This window comes from Schinkia acidoalkalinis (assembly GCF_054301215.1).
The window spans coordinates 3790985-3815768 of the sequence record NZ_CP182573.1; the positions used below are offsets into that span (position 1 = coordinate 3790985).

Sequence of the window (24784 nt, forward strand, 5' to 3'; positions counted from 1 at the left end):
AATAAATAAAGGAGAAATGTTTGTGACCGAGGAGTCATTATTTGTTGACTGTCTTCTAGATTAGTTGTTAGAATATAATAACTGACCGAGCGGTCATTTGAGTTTGGATGAAAGATTGTTAGAGAAATAGCAATGAACTTTAGTTGAAAAGGGTGAAATAAATGAATTTATCACACTTATCCATCAGAAGGCCGGTAACGGTGATGATGGTGATTATTGCCATGCTTATTTTTGGCTTTATTTCATTTCCGAAAATGGCGGTTGATCTGTTGCCGGAAATGAATCTTCCTGTAGCCGTTGTGGCAACAACCGTTGATGGCGGAACGCCTGAGGAAGTAGAAAAACTAGTGACAAAACCGATTGAAGAAGCAGTGGCTTCTATCGCAAATGTCGACACAGTTCAATCTAATTCGGTGGCTGGCTCCTCTTTAGTCGTTATTATGTTTAACTGGGGAACTGATATTGACCAAGCCACATTGGATATGCGCGATAAAGTCGGTATGATTGAGGGTATGCTTCCTGATTCAGCTGGAACTCCAAAAATTCTAAAGTTTGATCCAAACAGCCAGCCAGTTATGACGCTGGGGCTTTATGGGAAGGAAGATATTGGTGAATTAAAAAATATCGCTGATAATCTGATTAAAACAAACTTAGAGCGTATTGATGGCGTAGCGTCTGTAGGTATTAATGGTGGACGTGACCGCGTCATAAATATTACGGCTGATCCTAATAAGCTGGAAATGTATGGAATCACGTTTGACCAAATTCGTCAAGCTTTAAATGCCAATAATATTACCGGCTCTGCAGGTTCTGTCAAAGAAGGAAATGAAAAACTGCAAATAAGAGTGAAGGGTGAGTACGGCAATGTAAAAGAAATTGGTGATACACCGATTACAATCGCTGGTGGCAGCATTGCCCTTAAGGACATTGCTACTATTGAAGATACTGTAGAGGATATCACCCAGCTTAGCTATTTTAACGGTAAGCCTAGTCTTGGTATTACCATCACAAAGGCTACTGGTGGCAATACAGTAGAAGTTGCAGATGCTGTCCATGAAGAATTAAAAAAGATTCAAGCTGAATTACCTAAGGGTGTTAAGCTTGACATGATTTTGGACACGTCAGAATACATTAAAGATTCAATTAATACTGTGGCCGAACATGCTGTGCTAGGGTTAATTTTTGCTGTCCTTATTTTATTCTTCTTTTTAAATAGTGCACGCTCTACATTAGTGGCGGCGATTGTAATTCCAATTTCGGTTATCGCAACATTCACATTAATGTATTTCACTGGGCAGACAATCAACTTAATCTCTCTCAGTGGTTTATTACTAGGTTTAGGATCACTTGTCGATTTTTCAGTTGTAATTATGGAAAATATTTTCAGGCAGCGCCAAGAAGGCAAAAGCATGCTTCAAGCAGCACTTGAAGGATCGAAACAGGTTGGTAATGCTGTTATGGCGTCAGCGCTTGCGCAAATCGTAGTATTTTTACCAATTGTGTTCGTAAATGGCATAGCTGCGGAGCTTTTTGGGCCATTGGCGTTAACCGTTATCTTCTCCCATATCGCGGCATTGATTGTATCGTTAATGCTTGTTCCAATGTTAAGTTCACGCTGGTTGACTAAGGTTCCGGATGAAGAAATTTATCACTCAGGCACGTATAAAGGTTTTAACCCTGTCATGTGGTTTAATATCGGGTTTGAAAAAGTTGCGAAATTATACGGCCGCTTTTTAAATTGGGCGCTTCATAAACGGAAAACCGTCATTTTAGCTACAATTGCTATGTTAGTAGGATCATTGGCTTTATTCCCGTTAGTAGGGATGGAATTTATGCCAAAAACGGATGAAGGACAAATTGGAATTTCAGTTGAAATGCCGACAGGTACGATATTAGAAGAAACTGAGCAGGCAGTATCACAGATTGAAAATGTAGTTAAAAAGGTTCCAGAATTAGAACATATGTATACTACAATAGGTTCTAATGGCGGTCCTGCTGTCTTTGCATCATCGAGTTCCAATATCGCTAACATTAGTATGAAGTTAGTTGATTTATCAAAAAGAAGCCGCTCAACAGAAGAAATTTCCAATGAAATTCGAAAAGAGCTTAACTTCTTACCAGATGCGAAAATAACAGTTGCGGAGCAATCCACAAGTGGCGGCATGACTGGTTCAGCCATACAGGTTAACCTTCATGGTGACGATTTACATGTTTTACGTGATATTTCTGAGATTATTGCAGGTGAAATTAAGCAAGTCGCTGGTACTACGAACGTAAAAACTTCTTTGGATGCATCAAAGCAAGAGTTTCAGATTGTAATAGACCAAAAGAGAGCTAGTCAATTTGGTTTAACAACTAGTCAAATCCTATCCGCGGTTCGTATATCCTTTGATGGTCAGAAGGTAACATCCTATCGGACAGGTGATGATGAAATCGATGTGAAGCTACGTATGCCGGGTTATCTGCAACAGGATAAGACATACCTTGATAAAGTCAGAATTACGACTCCACAAGGTGGCATAGTGGCCCTTTCGTCGGTTGCCCAGATTGTGAAAGAAGACGTACCACAAACGATTACACGTACAAATCAAACGAGAGAAGTCCAAGTTACTAGCGATATAAGTGGACGTGATTTAGCATCTGTTTCAAAAGAAGTGCAGGCACGTGTAGACCAAATCAATTTACCAGATGGTTATAGCGTAGATTATGGTGGACAAAACAAGGACATGATGGAGTCTTTTTCACAACTTGGTTTAGCGATGATTCTTGCGATTGTCTTAGTGTATATGGTTATGGCCGGACAATTTGAATCGTTATTTATGCCATTTGTCATTATGTTCTCCATTCCACCAACGATTATCGGTGTTATGATTGGACTTTTAGTGACAGGTAATTCCATGAGCATTATGGCGGTTATTGGTTATATTCTATTAATTGGTATTGTCGTTAACAATGCCATCGTTTTATTAGACTATGTTATTCATTTAAGAAAAGATGGCATGGAACGTGATGAAGCGGTATTAAAGGCTGGGCCAATTCGTCTCCGTCCAATCTTGATGACAACACTTGCGACGATATTGGCTATTCTTCCTTTAGCGTTCGGAGGTGGAGCTGGTAATGAAAACCAGGCACCGATGGCGATTGTTGTTGCATTTGGACTGAGCTTTTCAACGTTAATTACACTTGTGCTTATTCCAGTTGTATATTGTTGGTTTGATGACATTGGAGCGAAGAGAAAACGAAGAAAAGCAGAAAAACGGGCTAAAAAAGCAAAAGCAGTCACACAAGCCGTTCAAGCTGAATAGGAGGAAAGAAATAAATGCGTAGAAAATCAAAATTACTCATATTCTTATTACTTCTTACATTAACTGTTGCCGGTTGTTCTGCTAAAAAGCCAGCAGCAACAAATAAAGACAAAGCTAGCGCAGTACCGGTTCAAGTTGAAACGGCCAGTAAAGGGCTGTTAGATACGAAAGCCGGGATTGCCGGTAAATTTGAGCCTAAGGAAAAGGTGGACATTTCACCAAAAGTCAATGGAAAGATTGTTGCTATTAATGTTAGCCTAGGCCAAAAAGTGAAAAAAGGGGATGTATTATTCTCCCTAGATAAGAATGATCTACAAAATGCAGTGAAGCAATCAGAGGCAGCTTTACATGTTGCACAAGCTAATTTGAAGCAAGCTACAATTAGTTCTAGCCAGGGTCTTGACCAAGCTGAGAATGGCATGGTTCAATCCGAATCAGCGATTACTCAAGCACAGCAGGCTTATAATGATGCCAAGATTAATCTAGAAAGAACAAAAAACTTACATGATGCCGGTGCGGTTTCCAATGTAGAATTGGAACAAAAAGATACAGCGTTCAAAAATGCGGAAATAGCTCTTCATAATGCTGAAACTGCCTACGATAATGCCAAGAAGTCTGTACAGTACGCTGGACAGAAAACAGCTATTCAGGTTGCAAAGGCATCTGTTGAACAAGCAAGAGTAAATGTAGAGAATGCACGTGATCAATTGGTAAATGCTACTGTAACAGCACCAATCAGCGGTATTGTATCAAATGTAAACGGTGCTCTTGGTCAAATGGCTGGTCCACAGGTAGGAGTTGTGACAATTGTAAATATTAATCCAATTGTGGTAAAAGGCAATTTATCAGAAAATGAAGTTACGTCAATAAAGGTCGGTGCAATAGTCAAGGTCGAAGTGCCAGCCGTAAATAAAACAATTGATGCAAAAGTGACTGCCTTAAGTCCAGTTATGGATCAACAATTAAAAGCCTATCCATTTGAAATTGAAATACCAAATGGGAATGACGAATGGAAATCCGATATGGTCGTGAATGTAGTCTTCCAAGGTATTGATGGGCAGCTTGAACAACATATTCTCATTGCAAGACAGGCTGTTTTTGAAGAAGACGGAAAAAAATATGTATATAAAATTGAAAATGGCAAGGCAAATAAAGTAGAAGTGCAAACAGGTGAAGAAACAAGCGAGCAAGTGATAATCTTAAAAGGTGTAAACGAAAACGATGAAATCGTTGTTAAAGGTCAAACGCTTTTAAGTAATGGAGCGAAGATTAAGGTTCAAAATCAATAATCGGCAATAGATGAAGTGAATCTAAAAAAAACATCTATCTATGATAGATGTTTTTTTATTCATATATATTTAAAACATTATGACTTTTATTATGGACAAAATAATTATAATATGGGATTATACTATACTGATATTACAAGGAATGTTCCGGAGTTTGCTGGGGTAAAGGAGAATGGTCCATGGACGAGGTCGCAAAATGGTTTCAAAAAAACAAGAGTATGAAAAGGATTCTAATTTTTCTGCTTATCGTTATCATTTTATATAGTATAAAAAGTATGATTAATTTTATTTTACTCACTTTTATATTTTCGTTTTTGATGGATAGGCTGGTTACGATTGTTTCAAGGAAAATTCCGGTTAATTGGAAAGTAATTGTCCTCGTCATGTATACAGCAATTGTAGGTTTATTAACTTGGGGCCTAGTTAAGTATTTACCGATTATTACCTTTGAAATTACAGCACTTATTAAGCAGGTAACGGCTTTTTACCAACAACCGCAGGATAATGTTATTTTAAATTATATTTTTGAAGTTCTTGGTAAAAATGAAATTCAACAATATATGGAGCAAGGGCTTACCATTGTAATGAAATCTTTTTCAAACATTAGCTCTTTGGCTTTACAAATATTTTTAGCACTACTGTTAAGTTTATTTTATTTATTAGAAAAACCAAGATTAGTTTCCTTTACGAAAAAAATGAAATATAGCAAACTAGCTCCTTTTTATAATGAAATTGAATTTTTTGGCGGGAAATTTGTTAGTACTTTCGGGAAAGTACTTGAAGCCCAGTTTATCATTGCTGTTGTCAATTGTTTGTTATCAACAATCGCACTTTCGTTCATGGGCTTTCCACAATTGTTTGGCCTAGCGATTATGATTTTTTCCTTAGGGTTAATTCCTGTCGCGGGGGTTATCATTTCTTTAGTTCCGCTATGTATTATAGCCTATAGCATAGGAGGGCTCATTAAGGTAGTCTATATCCTCATAATGGTAGCTATCATTCATGCTATTGAGGCCTATATTTTGAATCCAAAGTTAATGAGTTCAAAGACGGATTTGCCGATCTTTTATACGTTTATTGTGTTAATTTTTTCTGAGCATTTCTTTGGTGTTTGGGGATTGATTATAGGAATCCCAGTGTTCGTCTTTTTCCTCGATGTATTCGAGGTTACTAAATCAAAGGAAAATCAATTGCAAAATTCATAGAAAATTTTAGCAAGATATCAGCCCTTTACCTTATTTATATGCCTTGTAAACAAATAAAGAAGAGGTTGGCCCAAATAAATGGAGTCAGCCTCTTCTTTATTTTAATAGGAGATTGCATTGTTCAATAACAATTATGGCCCTTGAAAATGAAAATTAGCTGAAAAAATAGAAAAATTTAGGTATTTTATAGAACTGTTAGCTTTTCCTTGTTATCTACGAATGTACTGGAAAATTGTACGTATACTTTAATGGACCAGCCGGAATTTCGAAAGGGGACTTACAACATGGCCATACATTTGTTAATTGCCTTCATCATATCGTTATTAGCCTTTTTAGGAATGTACATAGGCGGAGTTACGACGTCTTATCTGCAAAGTAACTTACCCGGAAATATCTATAGATTATATATTTTTTGCGGAGGATTATTAGCTGGGTTATTAGTATTTGAGGTAATACCAGAAAGCGTTAGGCAATATGATCAGATGGGTCTATTAATAGGTGGAGCATTAGGATTATGTATCATCATGATCATTGACCATTTTATTCATATTAAAAATGTTTCTAAAAAGAAAAATTACATTCACGGTTTAATTTTTTTAACCATCGGTGTAGCCATCCATAATGTACCTACAGGGCTTGTTCTTGGACCAACTATTGTTGATCACTCGATTACAGGCTCGCCATTACTTTTGGCTCTTTTTTTGCATCATATACCAGAAGGAATAACATTAATGGTTTCCAGTACTCTTGCGGGATCAGAGTCGTTGTCATTTACAGCGATAATCACCTTCTTAACCTTTATTCTTGGAATCAGCATTGTTTGTGGAATGTTTATTTCCAATCTTTCACCGCAACTGAATACCCTTTTAATGGGAAGTGTGATTGGGACATTGGGGTATGTAACCTTACATGAAATTCTTTGGAAAACAAAGTATATTGTTACGGTAAAAGAATATTTATTCTTGGTTGGTTTAGGACTTATCATAATTCGCTTATATGTATTAGGTATAGAGTTACTATAGTATTATAATAAGAATACCATCCACTTCAGTAAAAACTTAATTCAAATGGCCAACTATGATATAGTAAATCTAGTTAGAACTGAAAGGATGTTATCATGAAAAAAACAGTAGTATTAGCTGAAAAACCATCAGTGGCCCGCGATATTGCCCGGGTGCTCGATTGTCATAAAAAAGGAAACGGCTTCTTGGAAGGTGATCAATATATTGTAACATGGGCATTAGGCCATTTAGTTACACTAGCAGATCCGGAAAGCTATGATGATAAATATAAAACGTGGAAGCTTGAAGATTTGCCAATGCTGCCTAAGGAATTAAAGCTCGTTGTCATTAAGCAGACGAGTAAGCAATTTCATGCGGTAAAAAGTCAATTGCAACGCAGCGATGTCAGTGAAATCGTCATTGCCACAGATGCAGGCCGCGAAGGGCAGCTTGTTGCTCAGTGGATTCTTGAAAAGGCAAAAGTGAACAAGCCGACAAAACGATTATGGATTTCTTCTGTAACAGATAAGGCGATTAAAGACGGTTTTCGAAAATTAAGAAATGGCAAGGAGTTTGATAATCTGTATCATTCTGCTGTTGCAAGGTCTGAAGCGGACTGGTATATCGGATTGAATGCTACTAGGGCCCTAACATGCAAATTCAATGCGCAATTATCATGTGGACGCGTCCAAACGCCAACATTGGCAATCATTGCGAAACGGGAAGAGGAAATCAAAAACTTTAAATCAAAGCCTTATTACGGCGTTCAAGTCAAAACGAATCAAGGTATTGTATTGACATGGCAAGACCGTATTAACAATGACAGAAAAACATTCTCTAAGGACAAAGTCAATGAAATAGTAGCTAAAGTGAAGAACAAACCAGCAAAGGTTGTTGACGTTGAGAAAAAGGCGAAAAAAAGCTATGCCCCACAACTTTATGATTTAACAGAACTACAGCGGGATGCGAATAAAATCTTTGGATTTTCGGCAAAGGAAACGTTGCAAATTATGCAAAAGCTTTATGAGCAGCATAAAGTGCTTACCTATCCACGGACAGATTCGCGCTACTTATCATCGGATATCGTTGATACTTTACAAGAGCGGGTCAAAGCCAGTGGAATCGGTCCGTATAAACAACTGGCCCATAAACTTACGCAAAAACCGATTAAAGGAAATGGCTCCTTTGTGAATGACAGCAAGGTGTCGGACCACCATGCCATTATTCCAACAGAGGAGACCGTCTTACTTAACAAATTTACGGATAAAGAACGAAAAATTTATGACTTAGTTGTTAAACGCTTTTTGGCAGTGCTCTATCCACCATTTGAATATGAACAAACTACAATTAAAGGAAGTATTGCAGACGAAATATTTGTTGCTAAAGGGAAAACGGTCACTTCCATGGGATGGAAGGAAGTGTATGAAAATCGTTTTGACGATGACGAGGATGATCTCGAGGAAATGAAAGATCAGCTCCTTCCTTCCATTGCAAAGGGTGATCCATTATCAATAACGTCTGTAAACGAAACAAAAGGGGAAACAAAGCCCCCTGCACGCTTTAACGAAGCTACACTGCTTTCAGCGATGGAAAATCCGGCGAAATACATGGCTGGTGAAAGCAAAGACTTAATCAAAACAATAGGTGAAACAGGTGGACTAGGAACAGTGGCCACAAGAGCTGACATAATTGAAAAGTTGTTTAACACATTTTTAATTGAGAAAAAAGGCAAAGAAATTTTTCTGACTTCAAAAGGTAGGCAGCTCCTTGATTTAGTGCCGGAGGAATTAAAATCACCGGCATTAACAGCTGAATGGGAACAAAAGCTGGAACTGATTGCGAAAGGGAAGCTTTCAAAAAACGTTTTTATTAGTGATATGAAAAACTATGCGAAGACGGTTGTTTATGAAATAAAGAACAATTCGCAAAAATTCAAGCACGATAACATTACCGGAACAAAATGCCCAGAATGCGGAAAACTTATGCTGGAAGTCAATGGCAAGAAAGGGAAAATGCTTGTCTGCCAGGACCGGGAATGTGGTCATCGTAAAAACCTAAGTAAGATTACGAATGCACGATGCCCAAATTGCCATAAAAAACTGGAACTGCGCGGCGAGGGGGAAGGACAAATTTTTGTATGTAAATGTGGTCACCGTGAAAAGTTATCCACATTCCAAGAGCGTAGAAAGCAAAATCAAAATACAAAAGTATCGAAAAAAGATGTTGCAAGTTATTTAAAAAAGCAAAATAAACAGGATGAGCCGATTAATACAGCTTTGGCAGATGCACTGGCTAAATTGAAGTTGAAATAATAAACTGAGTATTGGGTGGAAATTAATGAACATTTTTGGAGGTGATCATATGGCAATGAAAATGCCATTGAGTGCAGCTTCTCATGCAAAGCCTAGTATCGGAAAGGCGATACTTTGCATGGGTGGAAAATAATAAATATCGCCTAATGGACTTTTACCATCATTTCTGATAGTAGGCTTTGCACCTTATTTTAATTCGAAAAAATAAGGGAGCTGGCTTGAAATGAATTATGTAAAAGCAGCTGCGGTGTTGCCGCAAGAATTAATAAAAGAAATTCAAAAGTATGTTCAAGGTGAAATGATCTATATTCCGAAACCCGAAGGCAGCCACCAAAAGTGGGGCGCGCGTTCTGGGGCACGAAAGTCGATTGCAGATAGAAATGTAAGCATAAAACAGGCTTTTAGAAGTGGAAGCTCCATTAAAGAGTTGGCTGAGGAGTATTTCCTTTCAATAGAATCAATCAAAAAAATTGTTTATTCAAATAAATAATAAAGCAGACACTGATAATCTTATAGAGATTGTCGGTGTTTTTTTATGCCTATGTAAAAATTGATTCTAAATCATTTTTTATATTTTGGGAGGGTCTGATTATTTCTATAATAGTAAAGTAATTTGTTATGTGGAGTGATGAAAATGAAACCATTTATTCGTACTGGTCAGTACAATTTTATTAAAGTGCAAATAAGGAAGTTAATTAATGGTCATTCAACCGCAAAGGATGAGGATGTAATTAAGGCGTTGGAAGCTATGGTATTGGAAAATACAGTAGCGCTGTTTCTCAATATGACTGAGGAGCAAACCAGGCTTATTTCGCAAGTTGTTGAGATTCATGATAAAGAAATGGCCGAAAGATTTTTAGCACAATTAAAACAATACGTAATTCCTTTTAGTGCAACAGAACAGGCTATAAGAAAACTATTTCCAAAGGTGAAGAAGCTGTCAGTTCCTCCAATAGATAGGATGGATCTAAAGGATGTTGTGTATGTAAGTTGGGAGGATACTGGTACAAATAAAAAATATATCGTGACTCATTGTAATAACAAACTCCAAGGGATTCAGGGTTCTTTTACTCATGCAAACCAAAAGGGAATTTGTGCACTTTGTAATGGACTTGGAGAAGTTGGCATGTTTCTTGGTGAAATAAAAGGAAAAGAACAAGGAACATTTACGAAACGGGGAAATTATATTTGCACAGATAGTCAAAAATGCAACGAAAATCTGACTTCATTAGAAAAATTAAATGATTTTGTGGGGCTTCTTAAAGACTGGAAATAATTAGTGAACAATTTTGGTTAAAAATATGTTATTATATAGGTAATTAAATAGTAAGGCTTTTAGGAGGAGTCAGTCACCATGGGATATCTATGTCCCTTGGTGACTGGCTCTTTTTGTATGTTCATCATTAAAAGGAGAAATGAAAGGGGAAATTGCATGTTATTAATACTTCAATTAGCAATTATTTTAGTCGCATCAAAAGTTGCCGGAAGTGTAAGTGTAAGGTTAGGCCAGCCTTCTGTTCTTGGAAAACTGTTAATAGGGATTGTATTGGGGCCTTCCGTTTTAGGGTTGGTCAATGAAACGAAAACATTGCAGGAGATTAGTGAAATTGGCGTGATATTATTAATGTTCATTGCCGGACTTGAAACTGATGTGAAGGAATTTAAAAGAACAGGCCTGTCTTCGACGTATGTTGGCCTAGGTGGGATTATTGTTCCATTGATGTTAGGGTATTTTGCAGGTATCTTCTTGGGATCAACTACTATGGAAGCGTGGTTTTTGGGGTTATTGCTTTCTGCGACAAGTGTAAGTATCTCTGTTCAGGCACTTAAAGAAATGGGGCAAATAAAAACGCCTGAAGGGACCACTATTCTTGGAGCGGCTGTAATTGATGATGTCGTTGTCATTGTAGCATTGGCGTTTTTAATGAGCTTTGCGGGTGGGGATGTTAATCTAACAATGGTAATTTCAAAAAAAGTATTATTCTTTGCTGGGGCCATCTTAGTTGGTTGGAAGGTTGTTCCTTGGTTCCTGCGTAAGTTTTCTTCTTTAAAGGTAACTGAAACAGTCATTTCATCAGCATTGATTATCTGCTTTGTATATGCTTATTTAGCTGAATATACCGGTGTCGCTGCCATTATTGGGGCTTATATTGCAGGTGTTGCGATAAGTGTTACAGATTATAAGCAGGAAGTTTTTGAGAAAGTTGAAACAATTAGTTACTCTATCTTTGTTCCTGTCTTTTTTACCTCAATCGGAATTAAAGCAGAATTTAATGGACTCGCTGATAACCTTGGGCTGATCATTTTGTTAAGCATGCTGGCCATCCTAACAAAATTGATTGGCGCATCCCTTGGTGCTAGGGGTGCTGGCTTTGGTTGGAAAAGTTCATTAGGGATCGGTTCAGCCATGGTTTCCCGCGGGGAGGTAGCATTGATTATGGCGACAGTTGGTATTGAATCCAAGCTTTTAAGCGAGGAGATGTTTGCTGTTATTATCGTGGTTGTACTAGTAACGACCATCATCACGCCGCCATTGATGAAAGTGTTTTTTAATGCTAAGGAGCAAGTAAAAGTTGCATGAACTATGTATAGAAACGGTGCTCGCCTAGGGCATCGTTTCTATTTTTATATTAATTCCAATTTAATAATTCAAATTAATTGACTTTACCAAATGGTATAGGCTATTTTTTATATTATATTGTTTGTTTTAAGATACATCTTTGTTTGATTGAAAAGGCAGAGGAGAGTAAATTTATGGCTATTAAGGAAAATGAATTATTATCTGAAAAGATACTTGAAATATTTGGGGATAAACCTGAACTAGAAGAAAAACTTGTTCAAGCGCAAAATGTGATGGATTCACTTAAAGATTTAATAGAATTATGCGGAGATGACCCAAATCGTGATGGTCTCCAGGAAACGCCATTTCGTGTTTTAAAAGCTTTTCTTGAGTACACAGAAGGTTATCGTGAAAATCCAAAAGAGCATTTAGAAAAGATTTTCGAAGTGAATCACCAAGAATTAGTGCTTGTTCGTGATATTGAGTTTTATTCTATGTGTGAGCACCATTTTGCACCTTTTTTTGGTGTTGCCCATGTAGGTTATATTCCAAATGAGAAAATTACTGGATTATCAAAAATTGGCCGGATGGTTGAAGGATATGCTAGACGTTTTCAAGTTCAAGAAAGGCTTACGAACGAAATAGCCGATGCAATAAATGAAGTGTTAGAGCCGCAAGGGGTGATGGTTGTAGTGGAAGCCAAGCATATGTGTATGTGCGGCCGAGGAATTAAGAAATCAAATTCTTCAACTACCACTACGGCAATGAGAGGTCTTTTTGCGAATCAAGCAGATGCTCGCATTGAATTTTTGTCCTTGTTAAATAGATAGTATTTTGTGGGAAATGATGTAAATCGACAAAATTTGAAATAGCTCCATCTTATAATAATGGGGACCACTTTAACTAGGAAGGCGGGTGAATGTTTTTGAGGCATGCAGTAATAACAGCAGGATCGAAAGGGCTTGGAAAAAAGGTCACGGAACAATTTCTGGAGATGGGTTGCTCTGTTACGGTGAATTATCGCAGCGATGTTACTAGGGTGTCTCAACTTATGAATGAATGGAAGCCGTATCATGATCAATTACAGTTCGTCCAAGGCGATGTTACCAAAAAAGAGGATATAGAGAATATTATCGAACAGGCTATGATTCGATTTGGAAGAATTGATTATTTGATTAATAATGCTGGTCCTTATATTTTTGAACGGAAAAAGCTTGTTGATTACGATGAACGTGAATGGTACGAGATTATGAATGGGAATCTAAATGCCGTTTTTCATTTTTTAAAATTAACGATTCCTATAATGAGAAAACAAAAGTTTGGCAGAGTCATAACATATGGTTTCCAGGATGCGGAACATACACCTGGCTGGAAATATCGTTCCGCCTTTGCAGCTGCAAAGGCGGGGCTTGTATCGCTAACGAAAACGGTGGCTCTTGAGGAAGCTGAAAATGGGATTACCGCGAACATGGTTTGCCCGGGCGATATTATCGGTGTGATGAAGGAAGCGGATATTGAAACTTCTAGAATGATGAAAAATGCCAATACACCTATAGGGAGATCTGGGACAGGTGAGGATATCGGGCGGATTATTCGCTTCTTATGTGAGGATCAATCGGACTTTATTACCGGTAGCGTGATATCAGCATCTGGCGGGATACAGGTTGTAAATCGTGGGGTAAAGTAAGGTAGGAAATTTTTCGGAATCAAAAGGAACCAACTTGGTCTCTGTTTGATTCCGTTTTTTGTAGTCGACTTTGTACTAACTCTCGAAGCTAAGTTGCCATGAAATACCAAATTTATCTGTTACCTTACCGAAGCATTTACTAAAGAATGTTTCCTGAAGTTCCATTTCCACTTTGCCGCCTTCTTTAAGTTTATTAAAGTAGGTTTTGAGTTCATCAACGTTGTTGCTGACTATCGCGAGTGTAATATTATTTCCAAGATGAAAGGGACTACCGGAACAATTATCTGAACACATGACCCTGCTTCCTTGGACCGTAAGTTCGGCGTGCATAACTAGATTTTTAGCTTCTTCAGATACAGGGGAATTTGGATTTGGCGGTGCATCTCCAAGTGTCATTATTTTTGGTTCCGCTCCAAAAACGTTTCCATAAAACTCAACTGCTTCTCGACAATTTCCATTATACGTAAGATAAACATTTAAAGTCATGTAAACACTCCTTCGTTAAGTTAGTGGTACAATTATATGCTCTTATCCATTATACCCAATTTTAAAAAAGACCATAAATGAAGACTAGGTTAAAATAAATATACAATGAGGAGGACTATCATGAAGAAAAACAGATTGGGCTCATCAGATTTATTCATTAGTGAAATGGGACTTGGCTGCATGTCTCTTGGTACAGATGTTGAAAAGGGCGTTCGAATCATTCATGAAGCGTTACATGTGGGTATCAATTTTTTGGATACAGCTGACCTCTATGATTTTGGTTTAAACGAAGAAATCGTAGGGAAAGCCATTAAGGGCCGCCGCGAAGAGGTAATTGTCGCGACAAAGGTAGGAAATCGTTGGACAAAGGAGAAGGAAGGTTGGGCTTGGGATGCATCTGCCCAATATATAAAAGAAGAGGTGAAAGAAAGCCTGCGTCGTCTCCAAACGGACTATATTGATTTATATCAATTACATGGCGGTACCATGGAGGACCCGATTGATGAAACGATAGGTGCTTTCGAGGACCTTAAAAAAGAGGGACTTATCCGCTTTTACGGAATTTCTTCAATTCGACCAAATGTCATTAATGAGTTTATAAAAAAGTCAAGTATTGTAAGTGTTATGATGCAATATAGTTTGCTTGACCGAAGACCAGAGGAGCTTTTACCGCTGCTTAAGGAAAATAATATTAGTGTGATCGCCCGCGGTCCTTTGGCAAAAGGTTTGCTTACTGAAAAAGTGAGGGATAAACAAACAGATCAATTGCAGGAAAACGGTTATCTTGATTATTCGTTTGAAGAAATAGTAGAAATCAATCATAAAATGAATGAACTGACAACATCGCTGCAAACAATAAATGGCCTAGCATTGAGATATCCTTTATTTGACGCAACTGTTGCAACGATTATTCCAGGGGCAAGCAGTATAGAGCAGTTGCGGGAAAATATTAGAGCCGTAGCATCAACAACGATGACAAATGAGCAATATGAGACATTACAAAAACTTACTAAAAAGAGCAAGTACCTGCAGCATCGGATAAAGTACTGAGGAAATTTTTAAAAATGAATTCATAAAAAAAGGCACTACTTATGTCATTGTAAGAAACGATAACATTTGAGTAGTGCCCAACTTATTCAGTTCAGCCCCGTTTTTTTTTACGTATTTTAAGTTCCTTTCTACCTAACAATGCCAACCCCTTCAATATTTACATTGACAATTACCTTAAACTCTATTTCTGGGTAAATTGATTGCCATGTTTTCCATTCCGTATCATTATTAAAATGCCTAGCTCGATAACGAAGCCCAAAGCCAAGAGGGTCGACATTTGCTTCTTGTAATTTATGTAAAAATTCTTCGATTTTTTCTTTAAAATCTTCTTCTACAATTCTTTCATAAATCGGGATATCTTTTTCAGTTACACTAAATAAAGCTTCCTCCATGATGCCGGTAACATCAAAGTGAAGTTCGATAAAGGGTGTTCGGTTAACCGGCGTCTGAATGGAATATTTCGTATTAACTTTTTCACCAAATAGTAAAAAATAATAATCATCTTTGTTCGCTTTTAATTCAAAACTATTAATTTTATCATTAAGTAAGTTAAACAGTTTCGATTCTTCAGATGAAAGTGTTAAGATTACTTTCTTTTTGTCCATTAGAGCTATTGTATTAATTTCTAGAAGGTCCTTTTTTGCTTTAATGATAGGCAGGTAGGGATCAAGACCTCGTTCTCGATACCTCTGCAGAAAATCAAAAAGCGGAGCGGCCATAATATAAGGTGTTTCTGTTCCGGATTTACCAAAGGCGATGAATAACGCATTGGAAGGAAGACGTTCCGACATAGGTTTGACATTTAGTACGTCTAATGCAGTCGGATTTCCGATACTCATGAATGCAATTTGTTGAATATCTCTCCTGCGTAGTAGCCAATAAACGAGGTGTGGAGGTAACTCATTTTTGACCACCTCTTCTCCGAAAATAATAACTTTAGCATGGCTGAAATCTAATTCCTTATCCACTTTTGTTTTGAGCATCCTAATGGCTTCGGTAATAGTTTTTGCTTCTTCAGATATGATGATAAATTTATTTTCACCTGTACTTAAATCAGCGGAAGGAATCGCCAGTTTAAGGCTTACCAAATAAAGATTTTTTTCTTTCTCACTAGCATCAATACCCAGAGCGACAACGAAAAAACGTTTATCGATATCTTTGAAGCCGCAGCCACTGATTCCTAAAACAAGGAGAAATAGACATGCTATCAAGAAACCTCGTTTCCCAATCTTATTCATGATTTTTTCCTCCTTGCGAGTAAAAACAAGATCATAATTACAACAATCTCAAAAATAAGGCGAGCCTCCATCCAATATTTCGATATAATATGGAGTTCTTTATTAGGTAAGTAATAGACAAAAAGGGAAGATAGAATGACAAAAAAAGCAATGATAGACCATGTGATCCTACTTTCATACTTTTGTGATAAAAAAGCCCCTTTCATCAGTTTTAATGCTACATGCCAATGTACCGTAACGCTTATAAGAGAAAGGGATATGTAGAGCGTTAAAAATAAAAAAATAACCCTTTCAATTGGCCCATACTCTATTCTTATTGAATCGGCTGTTGAAACCCAGGGATAAACATATTCATTAACAGGGTCTGCACCATGAAAGCCGATTGGTATAAAAAAGGAAGTGAGTGAATTGAAAAACCCGAAAAAAAGTATTAATACAAACCAACGTTTTTTAATCTTTTCTGTAAAAACCTTATTAAAAATAATGAGATTTAGATAACCAGAAAATATATAAGATGCTGATCCGATTGCACTCCACGATGGAACTTCATTAAAATAGGTCCCAACTTCTAATATCGAATCCCAAACAAAATATTCACTTGACATTGCCTTAAAAATAATAAAGCCAATTAAAGGAAAATTTACGATTAATAGGATTTCCAATAAATATAAAATACGGTCGCTCTTTAACTGAATCGCAAAAACAATGGCAACCAAAAAGATAAATAATAAAGAGTAGGTGGGAGCACTCGGATTAATGAACCGTTTGGATATAGTAATAAAGGCATTTAAAGTGATTGAACCTGCCGAAAACCATACTAAGCTAAAAAAGACTAAAATAAACATCTGCAGCCACTTTATTCCCAGAAGCCCGATGATTTCAGGAAAGTCTTTTTGTGGGAACTTGGACATCAATCTTGCAAACATGATTGTAAGCGTCATTCCAATGGGGGTAGCTAATAAAATGGCCATAACGGCTCCTTTGTATCGTTCCGCTAAAAGTATTTCGGGAACGAAGACAACAACATTTATCAACATATTTAATAATACTAAGTAGAAAAAATAACGGTTCAACTACATGAATACTCCCTTCATGTTTTAAGCATTTTCTTTGTTTCAGAAGGCTTTGCTATGAATAGCTTTAAAAACGGTTGACCGAAACTATCTTGCTTTATTACATAAGTTAGGATAAAAAATATTCCAATAATAACGCCGATTAATCCGTAAAATATTGCAAAAAGCAATAGAAAATACTTTGTCATTCTAATTGCAAAACTCATCGTATTGACGGGAATGACAAAATTAGAGATGGCAACAGCGGATACAATGATAATCATAATATTGCTAACTAGCCCTGCTGCAGTTGCAGCTTGACCTAAGATTAGTCCTCCAACGGTTGTTGCTGTTGGTCCGATGGATTTAGGTAAACGAATACTTGCCTCTGTCAATAATTCCATCATTAATAGCATAAATAATACTTCAATGAAGGATGGATAGGGGACAGACGCACGACTTCCGGCGATTGATAATGCCAATTGAACACGAAAAATTTCCGGATTATAGGATGTTAATGCAATATATAATGCTGGAAATGTTACAGTAAATACTAGGCCTATATAACGAAGGGTAATTAAAAATCTACCAGACCAATAAGTATGATAGACATCTCCCATTGACGACATAAAGTCATAAAATACTGTGGGAACAATGACGGCAAAAGGTGATCCGGCAATTAAAAGAACAACCTTCCCTTGTGCTAAATTATGGACGATCCGATCAGGCCTTTCCGTTGTTATCATTGTTGGCATCATCGAGCGATTATGTTTTGATGTCAAATCGTTTAATTGCTCCCCAGATTGAAAAACATCTATCTGTACATTTCGTAAGAAGGTTTGAACATCTTTTAATACTTCATTATTAACAAATTTCTCATCATATAAAATAGCAACCTTTGTTTTGGAAATAGTTCCAACTTTTATATTTTCAACTTTTAAAGATGGTTGGGGATACCGTTCACGCACTAGATTTAAATTGGTCGCAATATTTTCACTTAATGCTAAATGAGGGCCATTTATTGTGATTTCGACTGTATTTTCTGAAACTGTACTGGTTACTTCCCTTTTAACATCCATTAGTAAAAAGGTGTTTTCGTATAAAAGAAGGACCTTTCCATTCAGCAATTGTTGAATAGCATCCCTTTCATCCTGAAACATTTTAATTTTGGGATGGGTTTCAAGATAGCTTTCAAACACTTTTTTTTCTTTGATTTCAAATAATGGCTTAATCAATAAATTTTGAATTTTCTCTTCATCGCTTATGCTTTTATAATATAAAATATTGAGCTTAGTGCTATTTGACTGAATTGCTTCCTTCACAACATCTTGTGAAGGAAGCAATTGTTCATATATATTGGTGAATAGTTTTTCATCATTTTTAATTGAAAAAAACATAAACAAGCCCCTTTTCAGTACTATGCAAAATTTACTAATTACTACCTATACTATTTGCAAAATTAAACATTTTAATCCTAGATAACATAGGTAAGGCTGCTAATCTGTTGCATGATAGTTTTTGAATATAGGGAATTTTCTTTCATATGGAAAAGTTTCTTTTTTTTCGTTATTCTAAAAGAATAAATATCGTTGCAAAGGTGGAATAGTATGTGGGGTTAAATCAAGAAAATGAAAAACTACAACGCGGTTTAGATAACAGACATATCCAGTTAATTGCCCTCGGGGGAGCAATTGGTGTTGGTCTATTCTATGGATCCAGTGCCACAATTCAAATGGCTGGACCTTCGATTCTGCTTTCTTATTTAGTAGGTGGTTTTGTTATTTTTACAATTATGAGAGCATTAGGGGAGATGGCGGTAGAAGAACCTGTTTCAGGATCATTTAGTTCATACGCAAATCGCTATTTAGGACCGTTTGCAGGCTACCTTACTGGTTGGACCTATTGGTTCATGTGGGTGGTTGTTGGAATGGCCGAACTGACGGTTGCCGGCGTTTATGTAAACTACTGGTTTCCAGATGTACCACAATGGCTGACTGCTCTTGTTGCTCTTATTTTGATAACGGTCATTAACATAACGAATGTAAAGGCATATGGGGAGTTTGAGTTTTGGTTTGCACTCATTAAAGTTGTGGCGATTATCGCGATGATTCTATTTGGTTTAGGGATGATCTTCTTTGGTATCGGGAACGGCGGCCAGCCTATTGGAATACAAAACCTCTGGTCACATGGTGGCTTTATGCCAAATGGAATGCACGGCATTCTAATGTCTTTGGTTTTAGTCATGTTTTCTTTTGGCGGCGTCGAGCTTGTAGGAATTACGGCGGGGGAGGCCAAAAATCCCCAGAAATCTATTCCTTCAGCTATTAACAACGTTGTTTGGCGGATTTTAATTTTTTACATTGCCGCCCTGGGGATTATGATGATTATATATCCTTGGAACGAGATAGGGACCAATGGCAGTCCGTTTGTGTTAATTTTTGATAAAATTGGTATTCCTGGAGCAGCCAATATCATCAACTTTGTCGTGTTGACAGCAGCGTTATCTGCTTTTAACAGTGGTCTCTTTAGTTCCGGAAGAATGCTGTACAATTTATCATTGCAAAAAAATGGTCCGCAATATTTTGGAAAGCTTAACAAGTATCGTACACCTAGACGTGGAATTCTTTTTTCATCCGCATTTTTATTAGTAGCGGTGTTCTTAAATTATATTGTTCCTGACCAAGTTTTTCTTTATATTTCTTCTATTGCAACGGTAGCGGTTATTACGAGCTGGACCATCATTCTTCTTTCACAATTAAAGTTCAGAAAAGCGAAAACGAAGGAACAAGTTGGTAGACTACTATTTAAAATGCCGTTATATCCTATTTCGACCTATTTAGCCCTTGCTTTTTTAGCTCTTGTCATTGTTTTAATGGCTTTTATCGCCGAAATGCGCGTTGCATTATATGTAGCACCAGCTTGGTTTTTGATTCTTTATGTTGGTTTTCGTATGAAAAAGCACTAAACTGAAAAGTTTAGTGCTTTATTCTTTCGTAAAATGTCTAGAAACAATTCCGAAGCCTTCGTGTAAAATTCCGCATTTTTTCGTATGACAGAAAACTTACGGAGAATCGGTTTTCCATTCACTTTTAATAGCTTTAAACTCCCTAAGGTAACTTCCTTTTTTACTGCCCAATGTGAAAGAAGAGAAATACCCACACCAGCTTCTACAGATTCTTTAATAATCTGGGTACTGCCAAATTCCATAATTTCCTTTGGAGCGAAATCATAGAAAGTAAACATCGTCTCCGCCGCTTCCCTTGTACCCGAGCCTATCTCTCGTAAGATCCAGGTGTCATTTTGTAAATCGCCCAATTGAATTTGCGTCTGATTAGCTAGCCGGTGATTCTGAGATACAATCACAAACATATTGTCCTCCGCAAGTGGTTCAATTTTTATCGTTTCTTGTTTAAAATGTCCTTCTACAATGCCGATATCAAGCTGTTGTTGGTCAATCATTTCAGCAATATTGTAAGTATTGGCGATTGTTATTTTTGGAACGATAAGCGGGTATTCAGAACGTAATTGTGCAATAATTTGCGGTAAAATATATTCGCCAAACGTATAGCTGGCCCCAATGGATACCTCCCCTTTCCCCGTAAAAACTAAATCGTTAACTAGGTTAGACATACGATTGTAGGCTTGCAGGATTTCCACGCCATGGTGATAGACAATCACACCAGCTCTATTTAAACGTACGTATTTATTTGTTCTTTCTAAAAGAGTTGTTCCAATTTTTTGCTCCAACGCTTGAATGTGTTGACTAACTGCAGGTTGGGTCATATGTAGTTCTTTGGCAGCCCTTGAAAAATTTTGCAATTCCGCAACTTTTAAAAAAACGAGCAATTGTTGGTCCATTTTCATCTACCTTTCAAAACGATGATAAGCAAATACTTATTATAAATATTATAAAGATTTATTTTCCTTATGTTAAGAGCTATATTATGATGAAATAATTAAGAAGTATACTAAATAGAGGTGTTAAAATGGCGAAAGGAATCGGTTTTACATTTATTATTGCTTGTTTAGGCTATCTGTTGGCGATGGTGCCCGGTTTTCAGCTGGTGGGACCGATGGCTTGTGCAATCGTTTTAGCGGTGATTTACCGACAAATATGGGGATATCCTTCAAATTTGCGGGACGGTATTCAATTCTCCTCCAAAAAATTATTGCGGTTTGCAATCATCCTTTATGGATTAAAGCTCAATATGGACGTTATTTTTCATGAAGGATTAGGATTGCTTGCTTGGGACGCCGGAACGATTATTTTTGCAATTACAATTACATTATTACTGGCTAAATGGTTAAAAGCGGATTCTTCGATATCGCTTCTTTTAGGGGTTGGAACAGGGGTATGTGGGGCTGCGGCCATTGCGGCGGTTGCACCAATCATTAAGGCGAAGGATGAAGACACGGCAACAAGTGTAGGAATTATTGCTTTAGTAGGAACAATCTTTGCAATTTGCTATACGCTCCTTGAACCCATTATAAGTTTGACAGCTGAAAAATATGGCATCTGGTCTGGCATCAGCCTCCATGAGCTCGCACATGTAGCATTGGCTGCAGCAGCAGGAGGCCAGGACGCGTTGGCAATAGGGTTGCTTGCTAAATTAGGACGAGTGTTTTTGTTAATTCCACTTTGCTTTATATTAATGTACTGGATGAAACGGAAAAATAATGAGGAGACAAATGGCAAAGTTGATGTACCCTGGTTTTTATTTGGCTTTATTGCGATGAGCTTCATTGGAAGCTATATTCTTGGAAAATATATTCCTATAACTGCTACAGTAAAAGATGCAATTGCCACCATGACAACGTTCATCTTAACAATGGCGATGGTTGGACTTGGATTAAATGTTAGTTTGGAAGATGTTAAAACAAAAGCAATGCGACCTTTTATCGCGATGCTGATTACTTCAGTAGTATTGTCAATCATAACGTTTGTATTATTATGAAAAAAGTGTTGTTTTCTTTTTAATATTCGTCAATCATAATAGAATCACAGGTATATGCCTGTGATTTTTTCATCGAACTAAGGAATGTGGGACGTGTATAAAAAATGGGACTATCTAGAGAACAAGCTCTTCTTCATTGGAAGAAGAACATAATCATCTTTTTAAGCAGCCAAACCATTTCATTGTTTGGGTCGTCGTTAGTACAATACGCGATTTTTTGGTATATCACGTTGAACACGAAGTCAGGTATGATGATGACCGTCTATATTATTTGCGGTTTTGTTCCATCTTTTCTTCTTTCTCCATTTGCCGGAGTCTGGGCGGATCGCTACAATCGAAAATTGCTTATTAACATGTCCGATGGTTTGATTGCCTTGGCAACGCTAGTTTTAGCGATTTTATTTTTAATGGGATATGAAGAAATGTGGCTGCTTTTTGTAATATCTGCTATCAGAGCACTTGGAACAGGGGTTCAAACACCGGCGATTGGAGCAATTCTTCCTCAGATTGTACCGGAGGATAAACTAACAAAGGTAAACGGTACAAATGGGAGCATTCAAGCTATTGTCATGCTGATTGCGCCGATGGTTAGTGCAACTATGCTAACGATGGCATCGATTAAGCTTATTTTCTTCATTGATGTTATTACCGCGGCGATAGCCATAACAGTTATGCTGACATTGTTACATATTCCTGTTCATAAAAAGGCTTTACAGAAAGAAACAGTTAGCCATTTTAGTGACTTCAGACACGGATTAACCTATATTAAACATCATCGCTTTTTGATGCAATTTTTTCTGTTTTTCACGATTTATTTTGTCCTTGTCGCACCCGCAGCTTTTTTAACGCCTCTTCAAGTGACGAGGAGTTTTGGGGATGACTTTTGGCGTTTAACGGCCGTGGAAATTTCTTTTTCATCTGGGATGATACTCGGGGGCGCTGTCATCGCCGCATGGGGCGGTTTTAAGAACAAGATTCACACGATGACGTTAGCAAGTCTTGTGATTGGGGCATGTACGTTTGCGCTTGGTGTCGTACCAAACTTTTGGGTTTATTTGTTTTTCATGGTACTGACAGGTGTAGCGATGCCACTTTTCAATACGCCCTCAACAGTGTTATTGCAAGAGAAAATTGAGGAAGAGTTTCAAGGCAGAATTTTTGGCATATACGGAATGATTTCAACTTCGATGATGCCGCTTGGGATGCTCATCTTCGGTCCCATTGCAGATATCGTGAGAATTGAGTGGCTATTAATATGGACCGGTCTATTGATGTTTGTCCAAGGCTTTTTCTTAATTGGCAGTAAGGTACTGCTGAAAGCAGGCGAGCCAATTCCAAAAGAAGCTAATAATGGATGATAGAAAAATATTGAATGCGAAAAACCGCATAGAGACTCTCTGAGCGGTTTTTGGCAATGCTATTATTCTTTATCGAATTTCTTAAAAAGTAGAAATGAATAGACGATAGGAATGATTGAAATGATTGCAAGTACAACCATTAATAGAACAAATGCAAGGCTTCCAGGTATAAAGGCTAGAAAAATAACGGCAACACCGCCAATGAACCAAATCGGGCCGGCGAGGCGATGTGTCTTGCGCCATACTTCTTCGTTTGCTAACGTCCATGGAGTTCTGATTCCAATCGTATAATTAAAACGAATCCGTGACATGTAATTTCCAAGGAATATAAATAATATGCCGATACCGATCAGGATGATCATTTGAATATTGACATTGTAGCCAAGATTATAGAAAAGGACCGTAATATACATGACACTTAAGAATGCAGTTAAGATAACCCGGAACATATCATAGGTAGGCTCAAATTTATCGTAATTTTTCTTTTTTGGATCCATATAACGACTTGCTTTCATTAACAATGGAACCCCAATAAGTAAAAGCGCATTTGTCAGTAAAAAAGTAATTTTCCCTTGGAAACCATTGGCCTCACCATTCGTTCCAAAATGGGTTGCCAGCTGATCTGGTAGTTTATTATAGAGAAATATAGTGATAATAAATGGAATCAAAATAATAATGAAACTAATGAAGTCCGTTTTACCCCATTTCATTTTAGTGGTCATCATTGTTGTCCTCCTCTTTTCCTACTATATCCAAAAACCAACCAACCATTTCTTGAACAACTGAAGTATTGAGGGAATAGATAATATGCTGCCCTTGACGTTCATCAATCACTAGGTTTGCTCGTTTTAACTGGCTGAGGTGATGGGATATGCTCGGCTTTGTCATGTTAAACTGTTCTGCAATTTCACCGGCAGTCATGTCCTTTTCCCGAAGGAGGCGGAGAATCTTTCGCCGTGTTGGGTCGGACAGGGCTTTAAACGATTCATTCATTAAAAATCGCCTCTTTTTACAAATTAGATATTTAGATAATCATCTAAATATAGTATAGCATCTCCATGATTACGTTTCAATTAAGAATTGTTTGAAAGTTTTGGGGGAATAAAAACACATGGCTTTTGCTTTTAAGCCATGTGTTCGTTTTGGGCAATGCGAAATAGGTCATGCTATATTTGAATACTCTATGCTTACACTAACGATGGCATTCTTACAAAATCTTTTAACCTTGAGGTTGTATTATTAAGAAAGTTTGCCGCTCTGTAACCTAAAATGATGAAGGTTAAAAA

General features: G+C 37.3%; 21 protein-coding genes. 14 read left to right on the plus strand and 7 right to left on the minus strand.

What is annotated here, in order from left to right:
* The first annotated feature begins 161 nt into the window (after window positions 1–161).
* From ACNQFZ_RS19335 to ACNQFZ_RS19380, 10 genes are all read left to right on the plus strand, one after another.
* Entirely contained in the window at window positions 162–3305 is a 3144-nt protein-coding gene (locus tag ACNQFZ_RS19335) for an efflux RND transporter permease subunit (RefSeq protein WP_458412939.1), read from the plus strand.
* 14 nt (window positions 3306–3319) lie between these two features.
* On the plus strand, window positions 3320–4594 hold the full coding sequence (locus tag ACNQFZ_RS19340) for an efflux RND transporter periplasmic adaptor subunit (protein WP_458412940.1): 1275 nt from the start codon (window positions 3320–3322) through the stop codon (window positions 4592–4594).
* A 179-nt stretch (window positions 4595–4773) separates the two neighbouring features.
* Complete coding sequence (locus ACNQFZ_RS19345) at window positions 4774–5799, plus strand: AI-2E family transporter (protein WP_458412941.1); 1026 nt, start codon at window positions 4774–4776, stop codon at window positions 5797–5799.
* A 284-nt stretch (window positions 5800–6083) separates the two neighbouring features.
* Window positions 6084–6821 (plus strand): ZIP family metal transporter, encoded by a 738-nt coding sequence (locus ACNQFZ_RS19350; protein WP_458412942.1) that lies wholly within the window; start codon window positions 6084–6086, stop codon window positions 6819–6821.
* A 95-nt stretch (window positions 6822–6916) separates the two neighbouring features.
* The gene (locus tag ACNQFZ_RS19355; RefSeq protein WP_458412943.1) at window positions 6917–9112 is read left to right on the plus strand and encodes a DNA topoisomerase III; all 2196 of its coding nucleotides are present in this window, start codon (window positions 6917–6919) and stop codon (window positions 9110–9112) included.
* 223 nt (window positions 9113–9335) lie between these two features.
* Window positions 9336–9602: a CD3324 family protein gene (locus tag ACNQFZ_RS19360; protein WP_458412944.1), complete on the plus strand. Its 267-nt coding sequence runs from the start codon at window positions 9336–9338 to the stop codon at window positions 9600–9602.
* Between the two features lie 144 nt (window positions 9603–9746).
* Complete coding sequence (locus tag ACNQFZ_RS19365; RefSeq protein ID WP_458412945.1) at window positions 9747–10388, plus strand: FusB/FusC family EF-G-binding protein; 642 nt, start codon at window positions 9747–9749, stop codon at window positions 10386–10388.
* A 156-nt stretch (window positions 10389–10544) separates the two neighbouring features.
* Entirely contained in the window at window positions 10545–11693 is a 1149-nt protein-coding gene (locus ACNQFZ_RS19370) for a cation:proton antiporter (RefSeq protein WP_458412946.1), read from the plus strand.
* 173 nt (window positions 11694–11866) lie between these two features.
* Window positions 11867–12502 carry a GTP cyclohydrolase I FolE gene (folE, locus tag ACNQFZ_RS19375; protein WP_458412947.1) on the plus strand — a complete coding sequence of 212 codons (636 nt, stop codon included), beginning with the start codon at window positions 11867–11869 and terminating at the stop codon, window positions 12500–12502.
* Window positions 12503–12591: 89 nt separating this feature from the next.
* Complete coding sequence (locus tag ACNQFZ_RS19380; protein WP_458412948.1) at window positions 12592–13359, plus strand: SDR family oxidoreductase; 768 nt, start codon at window positions 12592–12594, stop codon at window positions 13357–13359.
* A gap of 75 nt (window positions 13360–13434) precedes the next feature.
* Here ACNQFZ_RS19380 and ACNQFZ_RS19385 read toward each other — a convergent pair whose 3' ends face one another.
* Window positions 13435–13845 (minus strand): VOC family protein, encoded by a 411-nt coding sequence (locus ACNQFZ_RS19385; RefSeq protein ID WP_458412949.1) that lies wholly within the window; start codon window positions 13843–13845, stop codon window positions 13435–13437.
* Between the two features lie 120 nt (window positions 13846–13965).
* Here ACNQFZ_RS19385 and ACNQFZ_RS19390 point away from each other — a divergent pair, with 120 nt between their 5' ends.
* Entirely contained in the window at window positions 13966–14895 is a 930-nt protein-coding gene (locus ACNQFZ_RS19390; RefSeq protein WP_458412950.1) for an aldo/keto reductase, read from the plus strand.
* Window positions 14896–15023: 128 nt separating this feature from the next.
* Here the strand turns inward: ACNQFZ_RS19390 and ACNQFZ_RS19395 are convergent, their stop codons facing one another.
* Genes ACNQFZ_RS19395 through ACNQFZ_RS19405 form a run of 3 tightly spaced genes read right to left on the minus strand, consistent with a single transcriptional unit; the run spans window position 15024 to window position 18582 of the window.
* Window positions 15024–16133, minus strand: a complete 1110-nt coding sequence (locus ACNQFZ_RS19395) for a Ger(x)C family spore germination protein (protein ID WP_458412951.1) — start codon at window positions 16131–16133, stop codon at window positions 15024–15026.
* Window positions 16130–17206, minus strand: coding sequence for a GerAB/ArcD/ProY family transporter (locus tag ACNQFZ_RS19400; protein ID WP_458412952.1), 1077 nt, complete (start codon window positions 17204–17206; stop codon window positions 16130–16132). The genes ACNQFZ_RS19395 and ACNQFZ_RS19400 overlap by 4 nt, the downstream gene beginning before the upstream one ends.
* A gap of 17 nt (window positions 17207–17223) precedes the next feature.
* Window positions 17224–18582: a spore germination protein gene (locus ACNQFZ_RS19405; RefSeq protein ID WP_458412953.1), complete on the minus strand. Its 1359-nt coding sequence runs from the start codon at window positions 18580–18582 to the stop codon at window positions 17224–17226.
* Between the two features lie 212 nt (window positions 18583–18794).
* Between ACNQFZ_RS19405 and ACNQFZ_RS19410 the strand changes: the two genes are divergently transcribed.
* Window positions 18795–20150, plus strand: a complete 1356-nt coding sequence (locus tag ACNQFZ_RS19410; protein ID WP_458412954.1) for an amino acid permease — start codon at window positions 18795–18797, stop codon at window positions 20148–20150.
* Here the strand turns inward: ACNQFZ_RS19410 and ACNQFZ_RS19415 are convergent.
* Window positions 20147–21043, minus strand: a complete 897-nt coding sequence (locus ACNQFZ_RS19415) for a LysR family transcriptional regulator (protein ID WP_458412955.1) — start codon at window positions 21041–21043, stop codon at window positions 20147–20149. The two genes, ACNQFZ_RS19410 and ACNQFZ_RS19415, sit on opposite strands and share 4 nt — an antisense overlap.
* A gap of 128 nt (window positions 21044–21171) precedes the next feature.
* Between ACNQFZ_RS19415 and ACNQFZ_RS19420 the strand changes: the two genes are divergently transcribed.
* Both ACNQFZ_RS19420 and ACNQFZ_RS19425 read left to right on the plus strand, forming a co-directional pair.
* On the plus strand, window positions 21172–22140 hold the full coding sequence (locus ACNQFZ_RS19420) for a YeiH family protein (protein WP_458412956.1): 969 nt from the start codon (window positions 21172–21174) through the stop codon (window positions 22138–22140).
* 104 nt (window positions 22141–22244) lie between these two features.
* On the plus strand, window positions 22245–23498 hold the full coding sequence (locus ACNQFZ_RS19425) for an MFS transporter (RefSeq protein WP_458412957.1): 1254 nt from the start codon (window positions 22245–22247) through the stop codon (window positions 23496–23498).
* 62 nt (window positions 23499–23560) lie between these two features.
* On the opposite strand, the gene ACNQFZ_RS19430 is transcribed toward ACNQFZ_RS19425, so the two are convergent.
* Both ACNQFZ_RS19430 and ACNQFZ_RS19435 read right to left on the minus strand, forming a co-directional pair.
* Window positions 23561–24223: an SdpI family protein gene (locus ACNQFZ_RS19430; RefSeq protein ID WP_458412958.1), complete on the minus strand. Its 663-nt coding sequence runs from the start codon at window positions 24221–24223 to the stop codon at window positions 23561–23563.
* Window positions 24210–24491: an autorepressor SdpR family transcription factor gene (locus ACNQFZ_RS19435; RefSeq protein ID WP_458412959.1), complete on the minus strand. Its 282-nt coding sequence runs from the start codon at window positions 24489–24491 to the stop codon at window positions 24210–24212. Before ACNQFZ_RS19435 ends, ACNQFZ_RS19430 begins: the two co-directional genes overlap by 14 nt.
* Between the last annotated feature and the right edge of the window lie 293 nt (window positions 24492–24784).

Bases quoted from the DNA above. Each gene is read 5' to 3' on its own strand.
- ACNQFZ_RS19420 (WP_458412956.1), top strand. From the start codon at position 21,172: ATGGCGAAAGGAATCGGTTTTACATTTATTATTGCTTGTTTAGGCTAT.
- ACNQFZ_RS19370 (WP_458412946.1), top strand. From the start codon at position 10,545: ATGTTATTAATACTTCAATTAGCAATTATTTTAGTCGCATCAAAAGTT.
- ACNQFZ_RS19415 (WP_458412955.1), bottom strand. From the start codon at position 21,043: ATGGACCAACAATTGCTCGTTTTTTTAAAAGTTGCGGAATTGCAAAAT.
- ACNQFZ_RS19340 (WP_458412940.1), top strand. From the start codon at position 3,320: ATGCGTAGAAAATCAAAATTACTCATATTCTTATTACTTCTTACATTA.
- ACNQFZ_RS19405 (WP_458412953.1), bottom strand. From the start codon at position 18,582: ATGTTTTTTTCAATTAAAAATGATGAAAAACTATTCACCAATATATAT.
- ACNQFZ_RS19360 (WP_458412944.1), top strand. From the start codon at position 9,336: ATGAATTATGTAAAAGCAGCTGCGGTGTTGCCGCAAGAATTAATAAAA.
- ACNQFZ_RS19335 (WP_458412939.1), top strand. From the start codon at position 162: ATGAATTTATCACACTTATCCATCAGAAGGCCGGTAACGGTGATGATG.
- ACNQFZ_RS19380 (WP_458412948.1), top strand. From the start codon at position 12,592: ATGTTTTTGAGGCATGCAGTAATAACAGCAGGATCGAAAGGGCTTGGA.
- ACNQFZ_RS19345 (WP_458412941.1), top strand. From the start codon at position 4,774: ATGGACGAGGTCGCAAAATGGTTTCAAAAAAACAAGAGTATGAAAAGG.
- ACNQFZ_RS19355 (WP_458412943.1), top strand. From the start codon at position 6,917: ATGAAAAAAACAGTAGTATTAGCTGAAAAACCATCAGTGGCCCGCGAT.
- ACNQFZ_RS19430 (WP_458412958.1), bottom strand. From the start codon at position 24,223: ATGATGACCACTAAAATGAAATGGGGTAAAACGGACTTCATTAGTTTC.
- ACNQFZ_RS19350 (WP_458412942.1), top strand. From the start codon at position 6,084: ATGGCCATACATTTGTTAATTGCCTTCATCATATCGTTATTAGCCTTT.
- ACNQFZ_RS19395 (WP_458412951.1), bottom strand. From the start codon at position 16,133: ATGAATAAGATTGGGAAACGAGGTTTCTTGATAGCATGTCTATTTCTC.
- folE (WP_458412947.1), top strand. From the start codon at position 11,867: ATGGCTATTAAGGAAAATGAATTATTATCTGAAAAGATACTTGAAATA.
- ACNQFZ_RS19425 (WP_458412957.1), top strand. From the start codon at position 22,245: ATGGGACTATCTAGAGAACAAGCTCTTCTTCATTGGAAGAAGAACATA.
- ACNQFZ_RS19390 (WP_458412950.1), top strand. From the start codon at position 13,966: ATGAAGAAAAACAGATTGGGCTCATCAGATTTATTCATTAGTGAAATG.
- ACNQFZ_RS19365 (WP_458412945.1), top strand. From the start codon at position 9,747: ATGAAACCATTTATTCGTACTGGTCAGTACAATTTTATTAAAGTGCAA.
- ACNQFZ_RS19435 (WP_458412959.1), bottom strand. From the start codon at position 24,491: ATGAATGAATCGTTTAAAGCCCTGTCCGACCCAACACGGCGAAAGATT.
- ACNQFZ_RS19385 (WP_458412949.1), bottom strand. From the start codon at position 13,845: ATGACTTTAAATGTTTATCTTACGTATAATGGAAATTGTCGAGAAGCA.